The sequence below is a fragment of the Pseudarthrobacter oxydans genome (assembly GCF_013314975.1).
GTDB lineage: Bacteria > Actinomycetota > Actinomycetes > Actinomycetales > Micrococcaceae > Arthrobacter > Arthrobacter oxydans.
In genome coordinates, this window is record NZ_JABTYH010000004.1 from 100,462 (window position 1) to 115,780 (window position 15,319).

The 15,319-nt window shown below is 67.0% G+C and carries 15 protein-coding genes; 10 read left to right on the plus strand and 5 right to left on the minus strand.

The genetic code is table 11. The features are described 5' to 3' along the window. The first annotated feature begins 444 nt into the window (after positions 1-444). Positions 445-1,050, plus strand: a complete 606-nt coding sequence (locus HTS88_RS04305) for a hypothetical protein (RefSeq protein WP_174175842.1) — start codon at positions 445-447, stop codon at positions 1,048-1,050. Next, positions 1,047-1,910 (plus strand): hypothetical protein, encoded by an 864-nt coding sequence (locus HTS88_RS04310; protein WP_174175844.1) that lies wholly within the window; start codon positions 1,047-1,049, stop codon positions 1,908-1,910. Before HTS88_RS04305 ends, HTS88_RS04310 begins: the two co-directional genes overlap by 4 nt. A 17-nt stretch (positions 1,911-1,927) precedes the next feature. Here the strand turns inward: HTS88_RS04310 and HTS88_RS04315 are convergent, their stop codons facing one another. Beyond that, positions 1,928-2,524, minus strand: a complete 597-nt coding sequence (locus HTS88_RS04315) for a LysE/ArgO family amino acid transporter (protein ID WP_174175845.1) — start codon at positions 2,522-2,524, stop codon at positions 1,928-1,930. 70 nt (positions 2,525-2,594) lie between these two features. Here HTS88_RS04315 and HTS88_RS04320 point away from each other — a divergent pair, with 70 nt between their 5' ends. Then, the gene (locus HTS88_RS04320; protein WP_174175847.1) at positions 2,595-3,482 is read left to right on the plus strand and encodes a LysR family transcriptional regulator ArgP; all 888 of its coding nucleotides are present in this window, start codon (positions 2,595-2,597) and stop codon (positions 3,480-3,482) included. Here the strand turns inward: HTS88_RS04320 and HTS88_RS04325 are convergent. The 4 genes from HTS88_RS04325 to HTS88_RS04340 all read right to left on the minus strand — a co-directional run bounded on the left by HTS88_RS04325 (position 3,479) and on the right by HTS88_RS04340 (position 7,903). After that, positions 3,479-4,900, minus strand: coding sequence for an HNH endonuclease (locus HTS88_RS04325; protein WP_174175849.1), 1,422 nt, complete (start codon positions 4,898-4,900; stop codon positions 3,479-3,481). The two genes, HTS88_RS04320 and HTS88_RS04325, sit on opposite strands and share 4 nt — an antisense overlap. Before the next feature lie 82 nt (positions 4,901-4,982). Further along, positions 4,983-5,912: a 2-hydroxyacid dehydrogenase gene (locus HTS88_RS04330; RefSeq protein WP_174175851.1), complete on the minus strand. Its 930-nt coding sequence runs from the start codon at positions 5,910-5,912 to the stop codon at positions 4,983-4,985. Further along, the gene (locus tag HTS88_RS04335; RefSeq protein WP_174175854.1) at positions 5,909-6,691 is read right to left on the minus strand and encodes a DeoR/GlpR family DNA-binding transcription regulator; all 783 of its coding nucleotides are present in this window, start codon (positions 6,689-6,691) and stop codon (positions 5,909-5,911) included. Before HTS88_RS04335 ends, HTS88_RS04330 begins: the two co-directional genes overlap by 4 nt. Positions 6,692-6,760: 69 nt before the next feature. Further along, entirely contained in the window at positions 6,761-7,903 is a 1,143-nt protein-coding gene (locus HTS88_RS04340; RefSeq protein ID WP_174175856.1) for a Gfo/Idh/MocA family protein, read from the minus strand. A 141-nt stretch (positions 7,904-8,044) separates the two neighbouring features. Between HTS88_RS04340 and HTS88_RS04345 the strand changes: the two genes are divergently transcribed. From HTS88_RS04345 to HTS88_RS04375, 7 genes are all read left to right on the plus strand, one after another. Beyond that, complete coding sequence (locus tag HTS88_RS04345) at positions 8,045-8,959, plus strand: carbohydrate kinase family protein (RefSeq protein WP_174175858.1); 915 nt, start codon at positions 8,045-8,047, stop codon at positions 8,957-8,959. Between the two features lie 16 nt (positions 8,960-8,975). Further along, entirely contained in the window at positions 8,976-9,860 is an 885-nt protein-coding gene (locus tag HTS88_RS04350) for an aldolase (RefSeq protein WP_174175860.1), read from the plus strand. Between the two features lie 89 nt (positions 9,861-9,949). Further along, on the plus strand, positions 9,950-11,236 hold the full coding sequence (locus HTS88_RS04355; protein WP_174175862.1) for an extracellular solute-binding protein: 1,287 nt from the start codon (positions 9,950-9,952) through the stop codon (positions 11,234-11,236). A gap of 53 nt (positions 11,237-11,289) precedes the next feature. Continuing rightward, positions 11,290-12,195 (plus strand): carbohydrate ABC transporter permease, encoded by a 906-nt coding sequence (locus tag HTS88_RS04360; RefSeq protein ID WP_251423710.1) that lies wholly within the window; start codon positions 11,290-11,292, stop codon positions 12,193-12,195. A 4-nt stretch (positions 12,196-12,199) separates the two neighbouring features. Further along, positions 12,200-13,015 (plus strand): carbohydrate ABC transporter permease, encoded by an 816-nt coding sequence (locus HTS88_RS04365; protein ID WP_174175866.1) that lies wholly within the window; start codon positions 12,200-12,202, stop codon positions 13,013-13,015. 79 nt (positions 13,016-13,094) lie between these two features. Then, entirely contained in the window at positions 13,095-14,534 is a 1,440-nt protein-coding gene (locus tag HTS88_RS04370; protein WP_174175867.1) for an NAD-dependent succinate-semialdehyde dehydrogenase, read from the plus strand. After that, positions 14,535-15,278, plus strand: a complete 744-nt coding sequence (locus HTS88_RS04375; protein WP_174175870.1) for a sulfite exporter TauE/SafE family protein — start codon at positions 14,535-14,537, stop codon at positions 15,276-15,278. Positions 15,279-15,319: the final 41 nt, after the last annotated feature.

Here is a 15,319-nt window from a genome sequence, read left to right on the forward strand (position 1 = left end):
TGCATGGCAACCGGCGGCGATGGTGAGCCGGCTCCCAGCAGCAGCACGTCACAATCGAGCCAGCCCATAGAGTCCGGCGTTTCTGGCGACACCCCCACCAGCGGCGGAGCGGGCAGCCAGTCCGCAAGTCCGGAACAGGGCCAGGAACGGCCCGTACCCGGAGGGCAGCAGCAGCCCGATCCGGCACCGCCGCCGGCACAACCGCCTGGCCCGCCGGCGCCAAACCAGCCACCTGCCCAGCCGCCGGGCCCGCCCGCGCCGGCCCAGCCGCCTGCCGCACCTGCTCAGCCGCCTGCCGCACCTGCCCCGAACCAGCCACCCGCCCCGCCTCCGGGACCGCCCGCCCCGCAGTTGCCGCCCGTCCCGGAGACCGTGGTGCTCGACTGGTTGCCGATAGGCCCCGTAGGCAGGGGTGACCCCATTTGGTACAGGAACCTGAGGGGCATGGACTGCGGATCCCTTCCCGAGTACACCGGCCCCTTCAACACCGTCGAGGAAGCGGCGAAAACGCTGTGCCTCGGCTTGACGGGAGACCAGGCTGCCTGGGATGCGGGAGCCTCTGCGCTGGACACGATGCCGCCGCCATTCGAGGGCGATTGCTGGTCCGCCACCGCCATCGAGATCCTCCGCACCATAGCTGTGGTCCGGAAACAGAATCCGGGCGTCTCCGTGGAGCTTGCCCCTCGCCGCGGAACCGCGTGCCCGCCCGAACTCTCGGGCCTGGAGGACATCGAAGGCAACTCCCCGCCCTTCCTGGTCTGTCCCGGCCAGGCCATTGTCCTGTCCGGAAACATCACCGGCCTGCCTGCCGGGACCGTCCGCTCGGTTTATGTCGGTACCACAACTGCTCCCGTCATGCAGCGCCAAAGCTTCATCGACACGAACCACCCGCTTGAGTTCTACTTCCTGGCACCGCCCCTCGAACCGGGGCAGCCAGCCCTTTCCGAGGTCAGCATTGCCGACGCCGATTGGCCGGTACGCGGATCCGCTTCCTTCGAGTACGCAACGGACCAGGGCACATGCCCGCAGGCGCCAGGCACCGCGCCATGACGGAGACCGGCGGGGACGAGCGTTCCTCCTGGTCCCGCGCCCTCGGAGTGATCTCGGCTATCGGCCCGCCGGTCACGGTGGCCACGGCGCTTCTGTTCTACTTCGGCTGGGCCCGCGCGGAGGCACAGGCAGCACAGATGGGCCTGAACGTCAGCCTCTTTGGGTACGCAGTGCAGGACTACATCCTGATCAGCATCAACGCGCTGTTCCTGCCGCTCGTCTGCATCCTGGCGGCGAGCGTCGTCTGGCTGGCCCTGGACCGCTGGCTGCGCCTCCGCATCGAAGAGGGCCGCGGCCGGACCCTCATCCTGAAGGCCGCCGGCATAACAGCCCTGCTAAGCGGCCTCCTCGTGGGCGTCAGCCTGGTCCTGGCGGTTGTGGAACCCGCCCGGACAGCACTCTTCACTCCGTATCTGATGGCTTTGGGCGTACTCGTGGCCACTTGGTGCATGCGCCTGCGCCGGCTGGGCCGCGACCGCACATCATCCGCCCTCAGCTCCGAGCAGCGGGCTGTGGAAACCACGCTGATCCTCAGCATCGTGACGCTGCTGCTCTTCTGGGGCACGGCCGACTACGCCCAGGCTGTGGGCCGCCGGCTAGCCTTGAACTTCGAGCAGGGAGTCCAGTACATGCCCCGGGCGGAGGTTTATTCGCCTAAACCGCTGGGCATCGGCTCGACCGCGGTCACGGAGGTCCAGGTGGGAACCGGGGATGCAGCACTCTACCGGTACGACGGCCTCCGCCTGCTGGTCCTCAGCGGCGGACGCTTCTTTTTCCTGCACGACGGTTGGACGCCGCGGGACGGAACGGTCATCGTCCTGCCGGACGATAACTCCGTCCGTATCGAATTCAGGCGGTAGTGCTCCCCATCGGCGTGTCAGCCGAGAACGAGTTTGACGGCCAGGGCGAGCATCACCACGCCGATGGCCAGGTCCACAATCCGCCACGTCCGCGGGCTGCTGAGCACCCCGGAAAGCTTTCGGGCTCCATACCCCAGGGCCGAAAACCATAGGGCGCTTCCCACCACGGCCCCGGCCGCGAAGATCCACCGCGCGTCCGGACCGTGCTGGTTGGCCAGGCCGCCCAGCAGCACCACGGTGTCCAGGTAGACGTGCGGATTCAGGTAGGTCAGCGCCAAGGTGGTGGCGATAACGGATCCCTTGGACCGAGGGGCCTCGGCCGTCAACGCTGACGGTTTCAGTGCCGACTTAAATGAACGCACCGCCCACCATGCCAGGTAGGCAGCCCCGCCCCACTTCAGCACCTCAAGCGCCAGTGGAAATCGGGAAACCAAAACCCCGATCCCCACTGTGCCGCCAAGGATCAGCAGCGCATCACTGACCATGCAGAGCACCACCACCACGCCAACATGTTCACGGCGGATTCCCTGCCGCAGCAAGAACGCATTCTGCGCGCCGATGGCAATGATCAAAGCCAGGCCCGTCATCAGCCCAGTAGTCCAGATACTCCACATGTTTTGACGGTAGCCCGCCGCACCAGATGAAGACAAACGATAGATTCTGCACTTCCATTAGAATATCTTCATGAACTTCGAGTATCTCCGGGCCCTCGCCGCGATCGTGGACGAGGGAACTTTCGAGGCCGCGGCCGATCTGCTGGGGATCAGCCCCTCCGCCGTCAGCCAGCGCATCAGGGCCTTGGAGAAGTCCGTGGGGCAGGTGGTGGTTCGCCGCAGCGTGCCGTGCACCCCGACCGATGCCGGCTCAATCCTGCTGCGCATGTCCCGGCAGGTGCAGGTCCTTGAAGCGGAAACGTGGGAGTCGCTCGGACACGGTGTTTCCTCCCGGGCCGTAACCCCCATTGCCGTGAATGCCGACTCCCTTGCCACGTGGTTCGTGGACGTGCTCCATGAGGCCAGCACCTGGGCGGAGACCACCCTGGATCTGCATGTGGAGGACCAGGACCACAGCAGCCAACTCCTGCGCCGGGCTGACGTCCTCGGAGCGATCACCTCCGACCCCACGCCCGTCAACGGATGCCGGGCGGAACGGCTGGGCTACATGCGCTACCTGCCCGTAGCCACCCCCGGGCTGCGCAAACGCTTCACAGCAGGCAGCGGGGTGGACTGGCAGCGCATGCCCATGCTGCAGTTCAATGCCAAGGACAACCTGCAGCAGCTGCAGCTCAAGGCCCGCGGCGTACAGCAGGCTCCACCAACACACTTCATCCCTTCATCCGAGGGATTCCTTGCAGGTTTGAGGGCAGGCCTTGGATGGGGAATGATTCCCGAGCTGCAGCTGGGAACGGACCTCGCCGATGGCTCCCTGGCGGTCTTGAAGGAGCGCGGGCACCATGACGTCGCGCTCTACTGGCAGACCTGGACGCTTGACTCCCCGCGGCTCGACCGCGTCACCAAGGCCATCCGGAAGGCCAGCCGCCACCAACTGCGCGGCACGCACCAGGACAACTAAACACGCACGAGCTGCGCGGCACCCACCAAGTGACCTGCTGGCAGGCTTCCGGGTGGTGGAGGTGCTGTTGAATGGTAGGTGTGGCCGGTGGGTGTCCTGTATTCGATGGTGTGCCTTGGGCCCGGCCGAGGGGTGGTTTTCCAGCCGGGGTTTTCCTTGGTGTGGTTGCAGGCCTCGCATAGCCCGGCTGCATTGCCGAGGCTGGTGGTTCCGCCCCTATGCCAGGCCACCACGTGGTCGTGGTGCCGGATGGGCGCATCGCAATAGGGCGTGCGGCACGTGTCATCACGGGCCTGGATAAAACGGCACAGCCCTGCAGGAAACAAGCGCGCCCGCGAATCCATCCCCACGAGGTCACCCGCCCCGGGGGCCGTGTACAGTCGCCGCAGCCACACCCTGAAGTCCTTCTCCCCGGGCTCGGGCTCAAGCGCCTCGGCTGCGGGCTGGCAGGCGCCGGCGGCGGGCGTCCTGTTGCCCGGACTTTCCGGTCCACCCAGCGCAGGCTCCCTGCCGCCGGCAGCTGATCCCGGACTCTTGGCTTTGCCGCCCTTGCCACCGCTTGAGACCAGACTGCGGGCCCAGCCGGCCGGGACAATCCCGTAACCGGGAAGGCGTGCCGGTTCAGAATCACCCTGGAACAAAGTCCTGTCGGTCATGACAAGCTGGATCTCCACACTACTGACACCGCCCGGGGTGCCGGTGGTCCGCTCCACCAGGGCATCGGCCATGAGCTGCCCCCGGGAACGGTCGTCACCGCCGGCACGCAAAGTATCGGCATGCGCGCTTAGTGCCGCATACGCCGCCACGCCCTCCGCGACCGGCAGCAGCGCCGTCAGGCGCGCCATGGTGTCCGGGGCCGGACGCAGGCTCACACACCGCTCCCCGGCAGCATGGGCCGCCCGCTGTGTCACCGAACGGGGGTCCCGCCGGTACGCCGCCGCCCTCGCCGCAGCCACCACCGCCCGGTCCCCGGCCCCGGCAAAAGTACCCGTGTCAGCGGCCAACTCCTCATCAACCGCGCACCGGTCCGCCGCGCCCAGGCACGCCGTCTCCCGCACCACCAGCGTGGCCCGCCACTCATTCAGCCGGCCAGCATCCAGCGCAGCCAGGGTACGCGGCATCTCCGCCACCAGCGCCTTGGCCAGCCCGAGCAGCCGCCCGCCCCGGGACGGCGACTCACCCCGGGCCAACGCAACCTGCGCCGCCACCCCCTGGCCCTGCTCCGACGCAGGAATCCCGGCCTCAGCCTGCTCAGCGCGCTGGGCACGATCGAACGCCACAGCTACCCTCGCCTGCGCGGCCGCAGCAGCCGCCTTCAACTCCTCCAGGGCCCGCAACTGGTCAACCAGCGCGGTACTGTCAGAGGACACGGGCAAACACCGAATTTGGTTAATCAAATCCTGAACGGTGCCATCCATAACCACAGTCTTCCAGCGACCCCTGACATTCAGAGGCTGCGGAAATCGCTATGTGGATAACGCCCAGACTCGACCCGAGCCCCTACTCCCCAGCCCCGCCGAGCACCACGTTCACCGGCTCCTTGCCCTCGAGCATGAGGCCGATCTGCTGCTTGACCAGCCGGACCATGCGGGGGAACATCGCCGAGCTCGCCCCGCCCACATGCGGGGTGATCAGTACGCCGGGCGTGGTCCACAGAGGGTGGTCCGCCGGCAGCGGCTCCGGATCCGTCACATCAACAGCAGCACGCAACCGGCCCGTGGATGTCTCGGCCAGCAGCGCATCCGTGTCCGCCACCGCCCCGCGGGCCACATTGACCAGCAGCGCCCCGTCCGGCATCGCGGCCAGGAACTTCGCGTCCACCAGCTGCCGGGTCTGCTCGCTGAGGGGCACGCTGACCACCGCGATGTCGTGCAGCGGCAGCTGCTCATACAGCGAGTCGATGCCGAAGATTTTGCCGCTGGCATCCTCCCGTTCCCGGCTTGCCATCCGGGTAACGTGCGTCTCGAACGGCAGCAGCCGGGCCTCGATGGCCTTGCCCACTCCACCGTAGCCCACCAGCAGCACGCGCCGGTCCGCGAGGCTGGGCCGCTGGCTGTTGTCCCATGTCCCGGTGGCCTGGTTGCGCACGAAGCCATCCATGCCGCGCTGGCTGGCAATCATCATGCCCAGGGCGAGCTCCGCCGTCGACGTCTCATGGACCCCTGCCGCGTTGGCGAAAACGCACCCGGCGGGCAGCACGTCCGCCACGCCGTCGTACCCGATGGACTGGCTTTGGACCAGGCCGATGTCCACGGACTCCAGCGCGGCCAGCACCTCCGGCCCGCGCATGTACGGCGGCACCACGATGTCTAACCGCCCGGCGGGGGCAGGCCCGGAAAAGTCCCACACGAAGAACTCGACGCCGGCAGTCGGGGCGAGCGCGTCCAGCAGTTTCTGGTCCGGAAGGGAAACGTGCAGCGGCGCCCTCACGCGGCCACCACAAGCTTCACGTCCGCGGCCCGCAGCGCCGTTTCGATTTCCCGCGGCGGCGGCGCGTCCGTCACCAGCACGTCCGCCGCATCAAAGGCTGCCAGCCTGGCCAGCGCATACCGCAGCATTTTCTGGTGTGTTGCCACTACTACCACCTGTTCCGCAGAGTTCATGAGGGCGATCTTAGTGGCGCGCTCCACGTCCCGCTCAATGTAAAACGCTTCGTCGTGGATTCCGCTCACGCCAATGAAGGCCGTCTTGGCACGGAGGCCTGCGGCGGCGCTGACAGTCATGGGACCGTTGAACGCCTGGCTGTCCAGGAGCAATTCCCCGCCCAGGCAGATGGTCCGGGCAGCCGTCAGCTGCAGGCAGCGCTGGATGGCTGGTGCGGAGTGGGTGATGATGGTGCCCGTGAAGGACGTGGGCAGCTCCTGCGCGATCTGGTACGTGGTGGTGCCGGCGTCCAGGATGACCGCGTCCCGTTCCCCGATCATGGAGATGCAGGCCCGCGCCACCCGGAGCTTCGCGTCGGCGTCCTCCCGCACGCGGGCGGCAAAGTCCGCGTTCTGGCCCTGTCCATGGATGGCGCTGACCCCGCCGTGAACCACCCTGACCAGGCCCAGCTTGGACAGTACCCGGGTGTCCCTGCGCACGGTCATGTCCGATACCGCAAAGGTCTCGGCCAGGTCCGTGGTGGAAATAAACCCGCGACGGCCAAGTTCCTCCAGGATGGTGCGCTGGCGGGGCGTCAGCGGCGCCTCATCACGTGCGGTGCTCATATCCCCTTCTTCCTGCCCCACCCGCCGGCCCCCGGCCCACGAAGTGTTGCTTTTCCAACACCAACTTACCTAGTGTCGTACCCCGGCACCGGCATTCGTAAGCTCAACGGGGCGCCCCTCCATAATGGAACGCTCTGCCGCCAGCCCCATCCGGACCGACTGCAGGCCGTCAGCCACCGTCACCTCAACCGGCCCTTCACCCAGGATCGCCTTCCGGTACCCCAGGTGCTCGTAGTAGGTGGAGCCGTGGTGGGCGCCCGCGGCGAGCACTGCCTCATCCACCGGAACTTCGTGCTTTTCCGGTCCGAGCGGCGAACGCGGGCTGAACTCAACGGTGGCTTCCGCTTCATCGCCTTCGATCCAGTGGTTGGCCGCCACCGGGATGAGCGTTTCGATCTTGGCGGCATCGCCAACAATGGAGATCCGCTCCTGGAACTTGGAGCCCTCGGCGAACATGGACAGTTCCAGCATCGCCCGGCGGCCGCCCTTGAAGTCGACAATCACGTAGGCGTTGTCGATCATGTCCGACACACGGCCGTCGTACACCTCATCCATGTGGTTCACGTCGTGGCCGCCGCTGGCGTACACACGCACGGGCTCATCCTGCAGGATCAGCCGCATCAGGTCGAAGAAGTGGCAGCATTTCTCCACCAGGGTCCCGCCGGTCCGCTCCGCGAAGCGGTTCCAGGCATCCACCTTATGCAGGAACGGGAAGCGGTGCTCCACGATGGACAGCATGTAGATGTTGCCGAGCTTGCCGTTGTGTGCGGCCTGGATGACTTCCTGGACCGGAGGCATGTAGCGGTATTCCATGGCAACCCACACAGGCGCCGGGTAGCCGGCGGCCAGCACCTCGAGTTCATCTGCCTGCGCGGCGGTGGTGCACACCGGCTTCTCCACAAGCACGGGCAGGTTGGTTCCGCTGGCGAAGATGTCCTTGAGGATGGCCAGGTGCGTGTCGTTGGGGCTGGCGATCACCAGTGCGTCCACCAGGCCGGAAGCGAGCAGCTCCTGGTGCGAGGGGAAGGTCTGCACCTCGTAGCCGATCTCAGCAGCGGTCTCCTCCAGGGATGACGGCTGGGGATCGGAGACTGCAGTGATCCGGCTTCCGGGAATCAGGGCGAGGTTCCGGACGTGTTCGCGGGCCATGTGGCCGGCCCCGATGAGGCCGTATCGGATGGTCCGGACCGTTTCCGCAGAAGGCAATGACATGTGCTGCTCCGTTTCTCTACGTTGAGTTTTTGGGGGACCGCGGCGTTGCATCCCAAACAGAACTATACAGAAAGTGTTGTTATTCCAACATAGCGTGTGTATATTTCTTCAGTACCAGCCGAAACTACAACGAGGTGGAACGTGCCCCAACCGTCAACTGGAACCCTGCTCTTCGTAGGCTGCGCCACGCTTGACTCCATCGCTTTGGTGGAGGATTACCCCGCCGCGGACAGCCGCACCGTCGCATCGGACTTCGCGACGGCGGGTGGCGGCCCGGCCGCCACCGCAGCCGTGGCAGCGGCCCGTGCCGGAGCAAACACAGCTTTCGCGGGTGTCCTCGGCACAGACGAGGAAGGCGACCGCATCATCGCCGGCCTGCAGGCCGAAGGCGTGGACACCTCCGCGGTGATCCGCGATCCCAACGTCAAAACAGGTGCCAGCGTGATCGTGGTCAGCAAGGCCTCCGAAAGCCGGGCGATTGTCACCCGGCCCGTGCCGCCCGTCAGCTTTCCGGCCGGCAGCCGCTTCCATGAGCTGGTGGAATCTGCAGCCTGGGTCCACGTGGACCACCTGGGCTGGAACGCCGTCGCATCCCTTCCGGCCTTCAGCGCCGGAAGCCTGGACGTCAGCGTGGATGCCGGCAACCCCATCGCGTCGTTCAGCCCGCGGGGCGTGGCCCTCTACGTCCCAACCATCGAACGGCTCCAGGCAGAGTACGGCGGGCACCACTCCCCCGAGGCGCTCCTGGGCAAAGCGGTCGACGACGGCGCCTCCGCCGTCGTCGCCACCGCCGGCTCCGACGGTGCCTGGGTCAAGGACGGCACCGCGCACCCGCTCCGCGTGCCCGCAACACCCGCCGCCATTGTCTCCACGCTGGGAGCCGGCGACGTCTACCACGGCGCCCTGCTCGCCGCCGTCGCCGCCGGTCTTTCCCTGGCTGACGCGGCAGCCTTCGCCGGCCGCACTGCCTCCGCTTCCTGCGAAGGACTGGACGGCCGCTCCGCAATCCCGCACCAGACCATCTCCCCTGTCCTTACTTCCAACCACACCGCCTAGCTGAAAGAAGCAGCCCATGAGCCCCACAGACCTTTCACCCCTCCAGCGCCCGTCAGGCGCCTTCGCAATGCTCGCCGTCGACCAGCGCGAAGCCATGCGCAACATGTTCGCCGAACACACGGACCAGCCCGTCACGGACCAGGACCTCCAGGACTTCAAGCTCCAGGCCGCCAAAATCCTCACCCCCTACGCATCCGGCGTCCTCATCGACCGGCAGTTCGCCCTGGACCAGGCCATCGCGGACAACGTGGTGGACCCCAGTTGCGGGCTGATCGCCTCGGCGGACCACTTCGAATCGGCGCACGGCGAGCTGGTGGGCGAGGTGACCATCGACCGCCTGGTGGACCCGCACAAGTACAAGGCCCTCGGCGTCAAGGCGCTTAAGCTCCTGGTGCTGTACCGCCCGGACGAGCCCGCCGAGGGCAGGGTGGCCATGGTCCGCGAATTCGTGGAGAGCTGCCGGTCCGCAGGACTCATCAGCATCATCGAGCCCGTCTCCCGCAAGCCGCTGGCCGGCGGGGACTTCGACTGGAACGCCGGGATCCTCGCCGCCGCCAGGGAACTGGGCAGCCTGGGGGCGGACCTGTACAAGGCGGAGGTCCCCTTCCACGGCCAGGCCTCCGAAGCCGAGGTCCGCGCCGCATGCGCCGAGCTCACCAACGCCATCGACGGCCCCTGGGTGGTGCTCTCCTCGGGCGTCCCCGAAGACGTCTTCCCGGATGCAGTCCGGTGGGCCTGCCTGGAAGGCGCCAGCGGCTTCCTCTCCGGACGCGCCGTCTGGGCATCCTGCATCGGAGCGCCCGACGTCGTCGAATCCTTGTCCACAGACGCCGTGCGCCGGCTGCAGCGCCTCTGCGCCGTGGTGGACGACGTCGTCACCGCGCAAAGGACCAACGCATAGCCCTCCTGGAGCGCCACAGCGTCAGAACCGTGGCAACCCGTTCCGCAGTCAACAACAGGCACAGCAAAACACTCAACGAGGAGATTATTGTGAGTCAGATTTCACGCAGGCAGGCCATCGCACTCCTGGGGGCCCTGGGCTTCGGCGCCACTGCCGCAGCCTGCGCCGGCCCCGGCGGTTCCACGGCACCCGGCGGCGCCACCGGGCCGGCAGCCCCCGCCACCGGTGACATCACCGGCAAGGTGTCCTTCGCCCACTGGCGCGGCGAGGACAAAGTGGTGTTCGACGAGCTCATCAAGCGCTTTGCCGCATTGCACGACGGCGTTGAAGTGGCCCAGGACATTTCCACGTCCAACGACTACACCGCCCAGGCCTTGCAGAAGCTTCGCGGCGGCTCCATCGGCGATGCCTTTGCAACCTTCCGCGGATCCCAGTTCAAGAACTTCACCGAGGCCGGGATCTACACCGAGCTCAAGGACAGCAAGGCCGTTTCGAACTACCAGGAGGGGCTGCTCTCCGCCGGCAAATCCGGCGAGAGCCAGCTGGGACTGCCGTACCAGGTGGTGTTCCCCATGCCCATGGCCAACGTGGACCTGTTCGACAAGGCCGGAGCGGAACTCGCCCCGAAGGACTGGGACTCGTTCCTGGCCATGTGCGAGAAGCTGGCGTCCTCCGGCGTCATCCCCATCTCCTGGCCCGGCGGTGACGTTGGAAACGGCGGCCAGCTCTTCAACTGCATGATCGCCAACAACGCCCCCGTGGACGACATGTGCGCCCAGATCGAACAGGGCAAGCTCAAAGTCACCGACGACTGGTTCATTAAGATGCTCAACCAGTACAAGGACCTGGTCCCCTACCTGCAGCCCAACGCCACGGGCACCGCCGTGGAACCGGCCCAGAACCTGTTCTCGCAGGGCAAGGCAGCCATGCTCGCCACCGGTTCGTACCACATTGCCGCCGTCCGCGGCCTGGGTGCCCAGTTCCCCATCGAGCTGGTGTTCCCCAACACCTCCGACGGCAACGCCAAGTATGAGGGTGTCTACAACGCCACCTTCATCCTGGGCGTGAACTCGGCCAGCAAGAACCAGGCCGCAGCGGCTGCCTGGATCGATTTCCTCTCCGAGCCGGAGAACGCCGCCTACTACGCCAACGAGACGGCGCAGCACGTGTCCGTGAAGGACGTGGACTACACCAACCCGGACCTGAAGCGCCTGAGTCCCTGGCTGGACAAGAACACAGCACTGGCAGCCCGGTTCCAGTTCCAGAACCTGGACGTCCGTAATGCCGTGGAAGCCAGCGCCACCGCCGTCATCTCGGGCACCAGCCCCGAGCAGGCAGCAGAGGCCGCCCAGAAGATTGTTGACGAACGGATATGAGCACCCATACAGGGCTGCCTGCGAAGCGGAAGGCACCAGGCAGCCCTCCCGACGTGAATGACAATAAGGGGCGCCGCCGCTCCCCCACCCGGGTGAATCCGGCGCTGTACCTCTTCCCGCTTCCCGCCGTCGCGGTCATCGCCTTCTTCCTGGTGATGCCCACGCTGCAGGCCTTCCAGTACGCCCTCACTGACTGGAACGGTTTCTCGGCAGCGTTCAACTACGTGGGACTGGACAACTTCATCCGGGCGTTCACCAACGACTCACTGTTCACCAACGCCCTCACGAACAACCTCAAGTTCGTGCTGCTGGTGGTCATCGCGCAAACGTTCTTCTCGCTGATCCTTGCGCTGCTGCTGACCAAGAACTCGCGGGGAAGCGTCCTGCTCCGCGCCCTGTTCTTCTTCCCCACCATCCTGTCCTCGGTGTCCGTGGCCTTCATCTGGAAGTTCATCTACGATCCCAACTTCGGCCTGGCCAACGCGGTGTTGGGCGGAGTGGGCCTGGAAGCCCTCCAGAGCTCCTACCTCGGCAACGACGCCCAGGCCCTGTACTGGGTGGCTGTGACCCAGGTGTGGTTCCACGCCGGGCAGATGATGGTGGTATACATCGCCGGCCTGCAGGCCATTCCGCGGGAACTCTACGAGGCAGCCGAGATGGACGGTGCCAACAAGTGGCAGCAGTTCAAGTCCATCACCTGGCCCTTCGTGGCCCCGGCGACGTCCATTGTGGTGGCCTACACCACCGTGCAGTCGTTCAAGGCCTTCGACCTGATCCTGGGCATCGCGGGCAACCCGCCCAAGCAGTCCCTGGACATCCTCTCCACCCGCATCTACAGCACTTTCGCCAACTCGGAGTTCGGCTACGCCGCAGCCCAGTCGATCATCTTCATGGCCATGATCGCCCTGGTCACCTGGCTCCAGCGCCGGCTGCTCCGCCTCACCCCGAAGGGGGAATGACAGCATGCTCTCGTCAATAACCCGCCGCGGAATTCTCGCGATCTACGCGGTCATCATCATCGTTCCGCTGACCGTGGTGGGGTTCGGCAGCTTCAAGTCCACGCAGGAACTGTTTGCCGGGCCGTTCAGCCTGCCGCAGTCCCTCTCACCGGGCAACTACGCGGAGGTGATCGGCGGCCAGGACCTGGGCTCGTCCTTCATGAACAGCGTGATTGTCACCGCCATCTCCGTCCCGCTCACCCTGTTCCTGGCCAGCCTGGCCGGCTACGCCGTCGCCCGGCTCAAGGGGTTCATGTCCTGGGCCATCTTCGGCTTCCTGGTCCTGGGCATGGCCATCCCGGCACAGGCCAACATGGTTCCGCTGTATGTCCTCTTTGGCCGCCTGGGGCTGCTGGACAGCCTGGCCGGCCTGGTGCTGGCGAACCTGGTATCAACCCTGCCCATCGCCGTCTTCATCCTGGGCGGGTTCATGCGGACCCTGCCCAAGGAACTCTACGAAGCATCCTCGATTGACGGCACCGGCCCGTGGCGGACGTATATCTCCATCGCCCTGCCGCTGTCCGCCCCGTCCATCGCCGCGGCTGCCATCTTCCTGTTCGTCATCCACTGGAACGAACTGCTGTACCCGCTGCTGTTCATCCAGTCCCCCGGCAACCGCACGCTGCCGCTGGCGCTGCTGAGCTTCCAGGGCGAGTTCCAGACCAACTACCCGCTGCTGTTCGCCGGCGTCATCCTGGCCTCCCTGCCCGTGGTGGTGGCCTACGTCTTCCTGCAGCGGTACTTCGTTGCCGGCATCACCGCCGGCGCCAGCAAGGGATGAGAACCACGACGACGGCGGCGGGCTTCCACGCCCGCCCCGCCGTCCCGGACCTCTCCCCGCCCCACGAAAGGCATCATCCGTGAACCTCAAATCAGCCCAGCACCTCGTCAACGGCACCTGGCACGCCACCGGCACCTCCAAGCACGTGACGGACCCCGGAAACGGCAGCACCGTCGGTGAGGTTGCCTGGGGCACCGCCGGGGACGCCACCCAGGCAGCCGACGCGGCTGCCGAGGCCTTTGGGTCCTGGTCCCGCACCACGGTGCGGAACCGTGCCGACCTGCTCCGCAACGCAGCCGACCTCCTCGCCGAACGCCGCGATGAACTCGCCCAAACCCTGGCCCTCGAGGCCGGCAAGCGGCTCCCCGAAGCCCAGGGCGAGGTGGACTTCTCCGTGGAATACTTCCGCTGGTTTGCCGAGGAAGTCCGGCGCACCACCGGCACCGTCAGTCCGCCCGAGCTGCAGGGCCGCCGCCACCTGAGCCTCCGGAAGCCCATCGGCGTGGCCCTCAGCCTCACCCCGTGGAACTTCCCGGTCTCCATCCAGGCCCGCAAACTCGCCGCGATGCTCGCCGCAGGCTGCACCGTGGTGGGCAGGGTCTCCGAAAAAGCGCCGCTGGCCGCCACCGGCCTCTTCGAGGTCCTGCACGACGCCGGATTCCCGGCGGGCGTGGTCAACCTGGTCCACGGCCCGTCCCGGGAGATCACCGCGGCGCTGCTCAAGCACCCTGCCGTACGGGCAGTCAGCTTCACCGGCTCCACCGGCGTTGGCAAGCAAATCATGGCATCCGCCTCGGACCGCGTGGTCCGGCCGCTTCTTGAACTGGGCGGCAATGCGCCCTTCATCGTCTTCGAGGACGCAGACCTGGACGCAGCCGTGGAGGGGGCTGTGCTGGGCCGGCTCCGCAACACGGGCCAGTCCTGCGTGGCCGCCAACCGCTTCCTGGTCCAGGACAGCATCGCCGGGGAGTTCGCCGCCAGGCTTGCCGCGCGCTTCGACGCGATGAGCATCGGCCACGGCGTTCCCGACGACGGCACGCCGGTCCCGGACCTTGGCCCGGTGATCGACGCGGAGCGGGTCTCCGCCGTGCAGGCGCTGGTGGACGACGCCCTGGAGCGCGGCGCCCGCCGCGTCACGCAGCGGACCGACGTGCCCACCCAGGGCTCTTTCCTGGCGCCCACGCTCCTGGCGGACGTCCCGGACGACGCACCCCTGGTGACCGAAGAGGTCTTTGGTCCGGCAGCCGGCGTCGTGACCTTTTCCTCGGAGGAGGACGCCATCCGGAAGGCCAACGCCACAGAGATGGGCCTGGCCGCCTACGTCTGGAGCAGCAGCCCAAAGCGGGGCTGGGACATTCCGGAGCAGCTCGAAGCCGGCATCGTGGGCGTCAACGACCCCCTGCCGTCCGTGGCCTTCGCACCCATGGGCGGCGCCAAGCAGTCAGGCCTGGGCCGGGAAGGCGCAAGCCTGGGCCTGGAGGAGTTCGAGGAGGTCCAATACGTGGCCTGGCGGCCCTAAATGCTGACCACCGGGCTGGTGCTGGGCGCCGTCGTCATGGGTGCAGGAATGCAGCGCATCACCGGCATGGGCTTCGCCCTGGTGGCCGCCCCCTTCCTGGTGCTGCTCCTGGGCCCGGTGGAGGGGGTGGTGCTGGTGAACGTGTGCGGCGCCGTGACTGCCGGTGCCATCATCTTCCGGGTGGCCCGGGACATCGACTGGAAACGGTACGCGGCCCTCACGGCGTCGGCGGTGCTGGGGATCGTGCCGGCGGCCTTCCTGATCCGGCTCATCCCGCCGGCGGTCCTGGAGATTTCCATCGGGGTGATCCTGGCGGTCGGGCTGACCGTCCTGCTGGCCCTGAAGTCCGCCACGCTGCCGCCCCGGCGCCGCTACCTCCTCACCGCGGGCGGCCTCAGCGGGTTCATGAACACTGCGGCCGGCGTCGGCGGACCGGCGGTGAGCATGTACTCCATCGCCACCCGGTGGCAGCACAAGTCCTTTGCCGCCACCATGCAGCCGTACTTCTTCACCATCGGCGCGCTGTCCCTGGCCTCGAAAGCCCTCACGGCGCCCGCCACGTTCCCCTCTCTTCCCGTTGCCATGTGGGCGGCGGTCGCCGGAGCCTGCCTCGTCGGGCTGGTCCTCGGCGACGTCGCTGCCCGTTTTGTCCCCGCCCGCGCGGCCCAGATCCTGCTGATTGTCCTGGCCTACCTGGGCGCGGCGGCCACCATTGTCCGCGGCCTGCTCGACGCCGTCGGGTAGCCAGCCACACCCCTCCAACCAAACCAACCACCAACGAAAGG

Excerpts from the sequence above, each read along its gene's own strand:
- HTS88_RS04305 (WP_174175842.1), top strand. The coding sequence starts at position 445 with ATGGACTGCGGATCCCTTCCCGAGTACACCGGCCCCTTCAACACCGTC.
- HTS88_RS04310 (WP_174175844.1), top strand. The coding sequence starts at position 1,047 with ATGACGGAGACCGGCGGGGACGAGCGTTCCTCCTGGTCCCGCGCCCTC.
- HTS88_RS04315 (WP_174175845.1), bottom strand. The coding sequence starts at position 2,524 with ATGTGGAGTATCTGGACTACTGGGCTGATGACGGGCCTGGCTTTGATC.
- HTS88_RS04320 (WP_174175847.1), top strand. The coding sequence starts at position 2,595 with ATGAACTTCGAGTATCTCCGGGCCCTCGCCGCGATCGTGGACGAGGGA.
- HTS88_RS04325 (WP_174175849.1), bottom strand. The coding sequence starts at position 4,900 with ATGGATGGCACCGTTCAGGATTTGATTAACCAAATTCGGTGTTTGCCC.
- HTS88_RS04335 (WP_174175854.1), bottom strand. The coding sequence starts at position 6,691 with ATGAGCACCGCACGTGATGAGGCGCCGCTGACGCCCCGCCAGCGCACC.
- HTS88_RS04340 (WP_174175856.1), bottom strand. The coding sequence starts at position 7,903 with ATGTCATTGCCTTCTGCGGAAACGGTCCGGACCATCCGATACGGCCTC.
- HTS88_RS04350 (WP_174175860.1), top strand. The coding sequence starts at position 8,976 with ATGAGCCCCACAGACCTTTCACCCCTCCAGCGCCCGTCAGGCGCCTTC.
- HTS88_RS04365 (WP_174175866.1), top strand. The coding sequence starts at position 12,200 with ATGCTCTCGTCAATAACCCGCCGCGGAATTCTCGCGATCTACGCGGTC.
- HTS88_RS04375 (WP_174175870.1), top strand. The coding sequence starts at position 14,535 with ATGCTGACCACCGGGCTGGTGCTGGGCGCCGTCGTCATGGGTGCAGGA.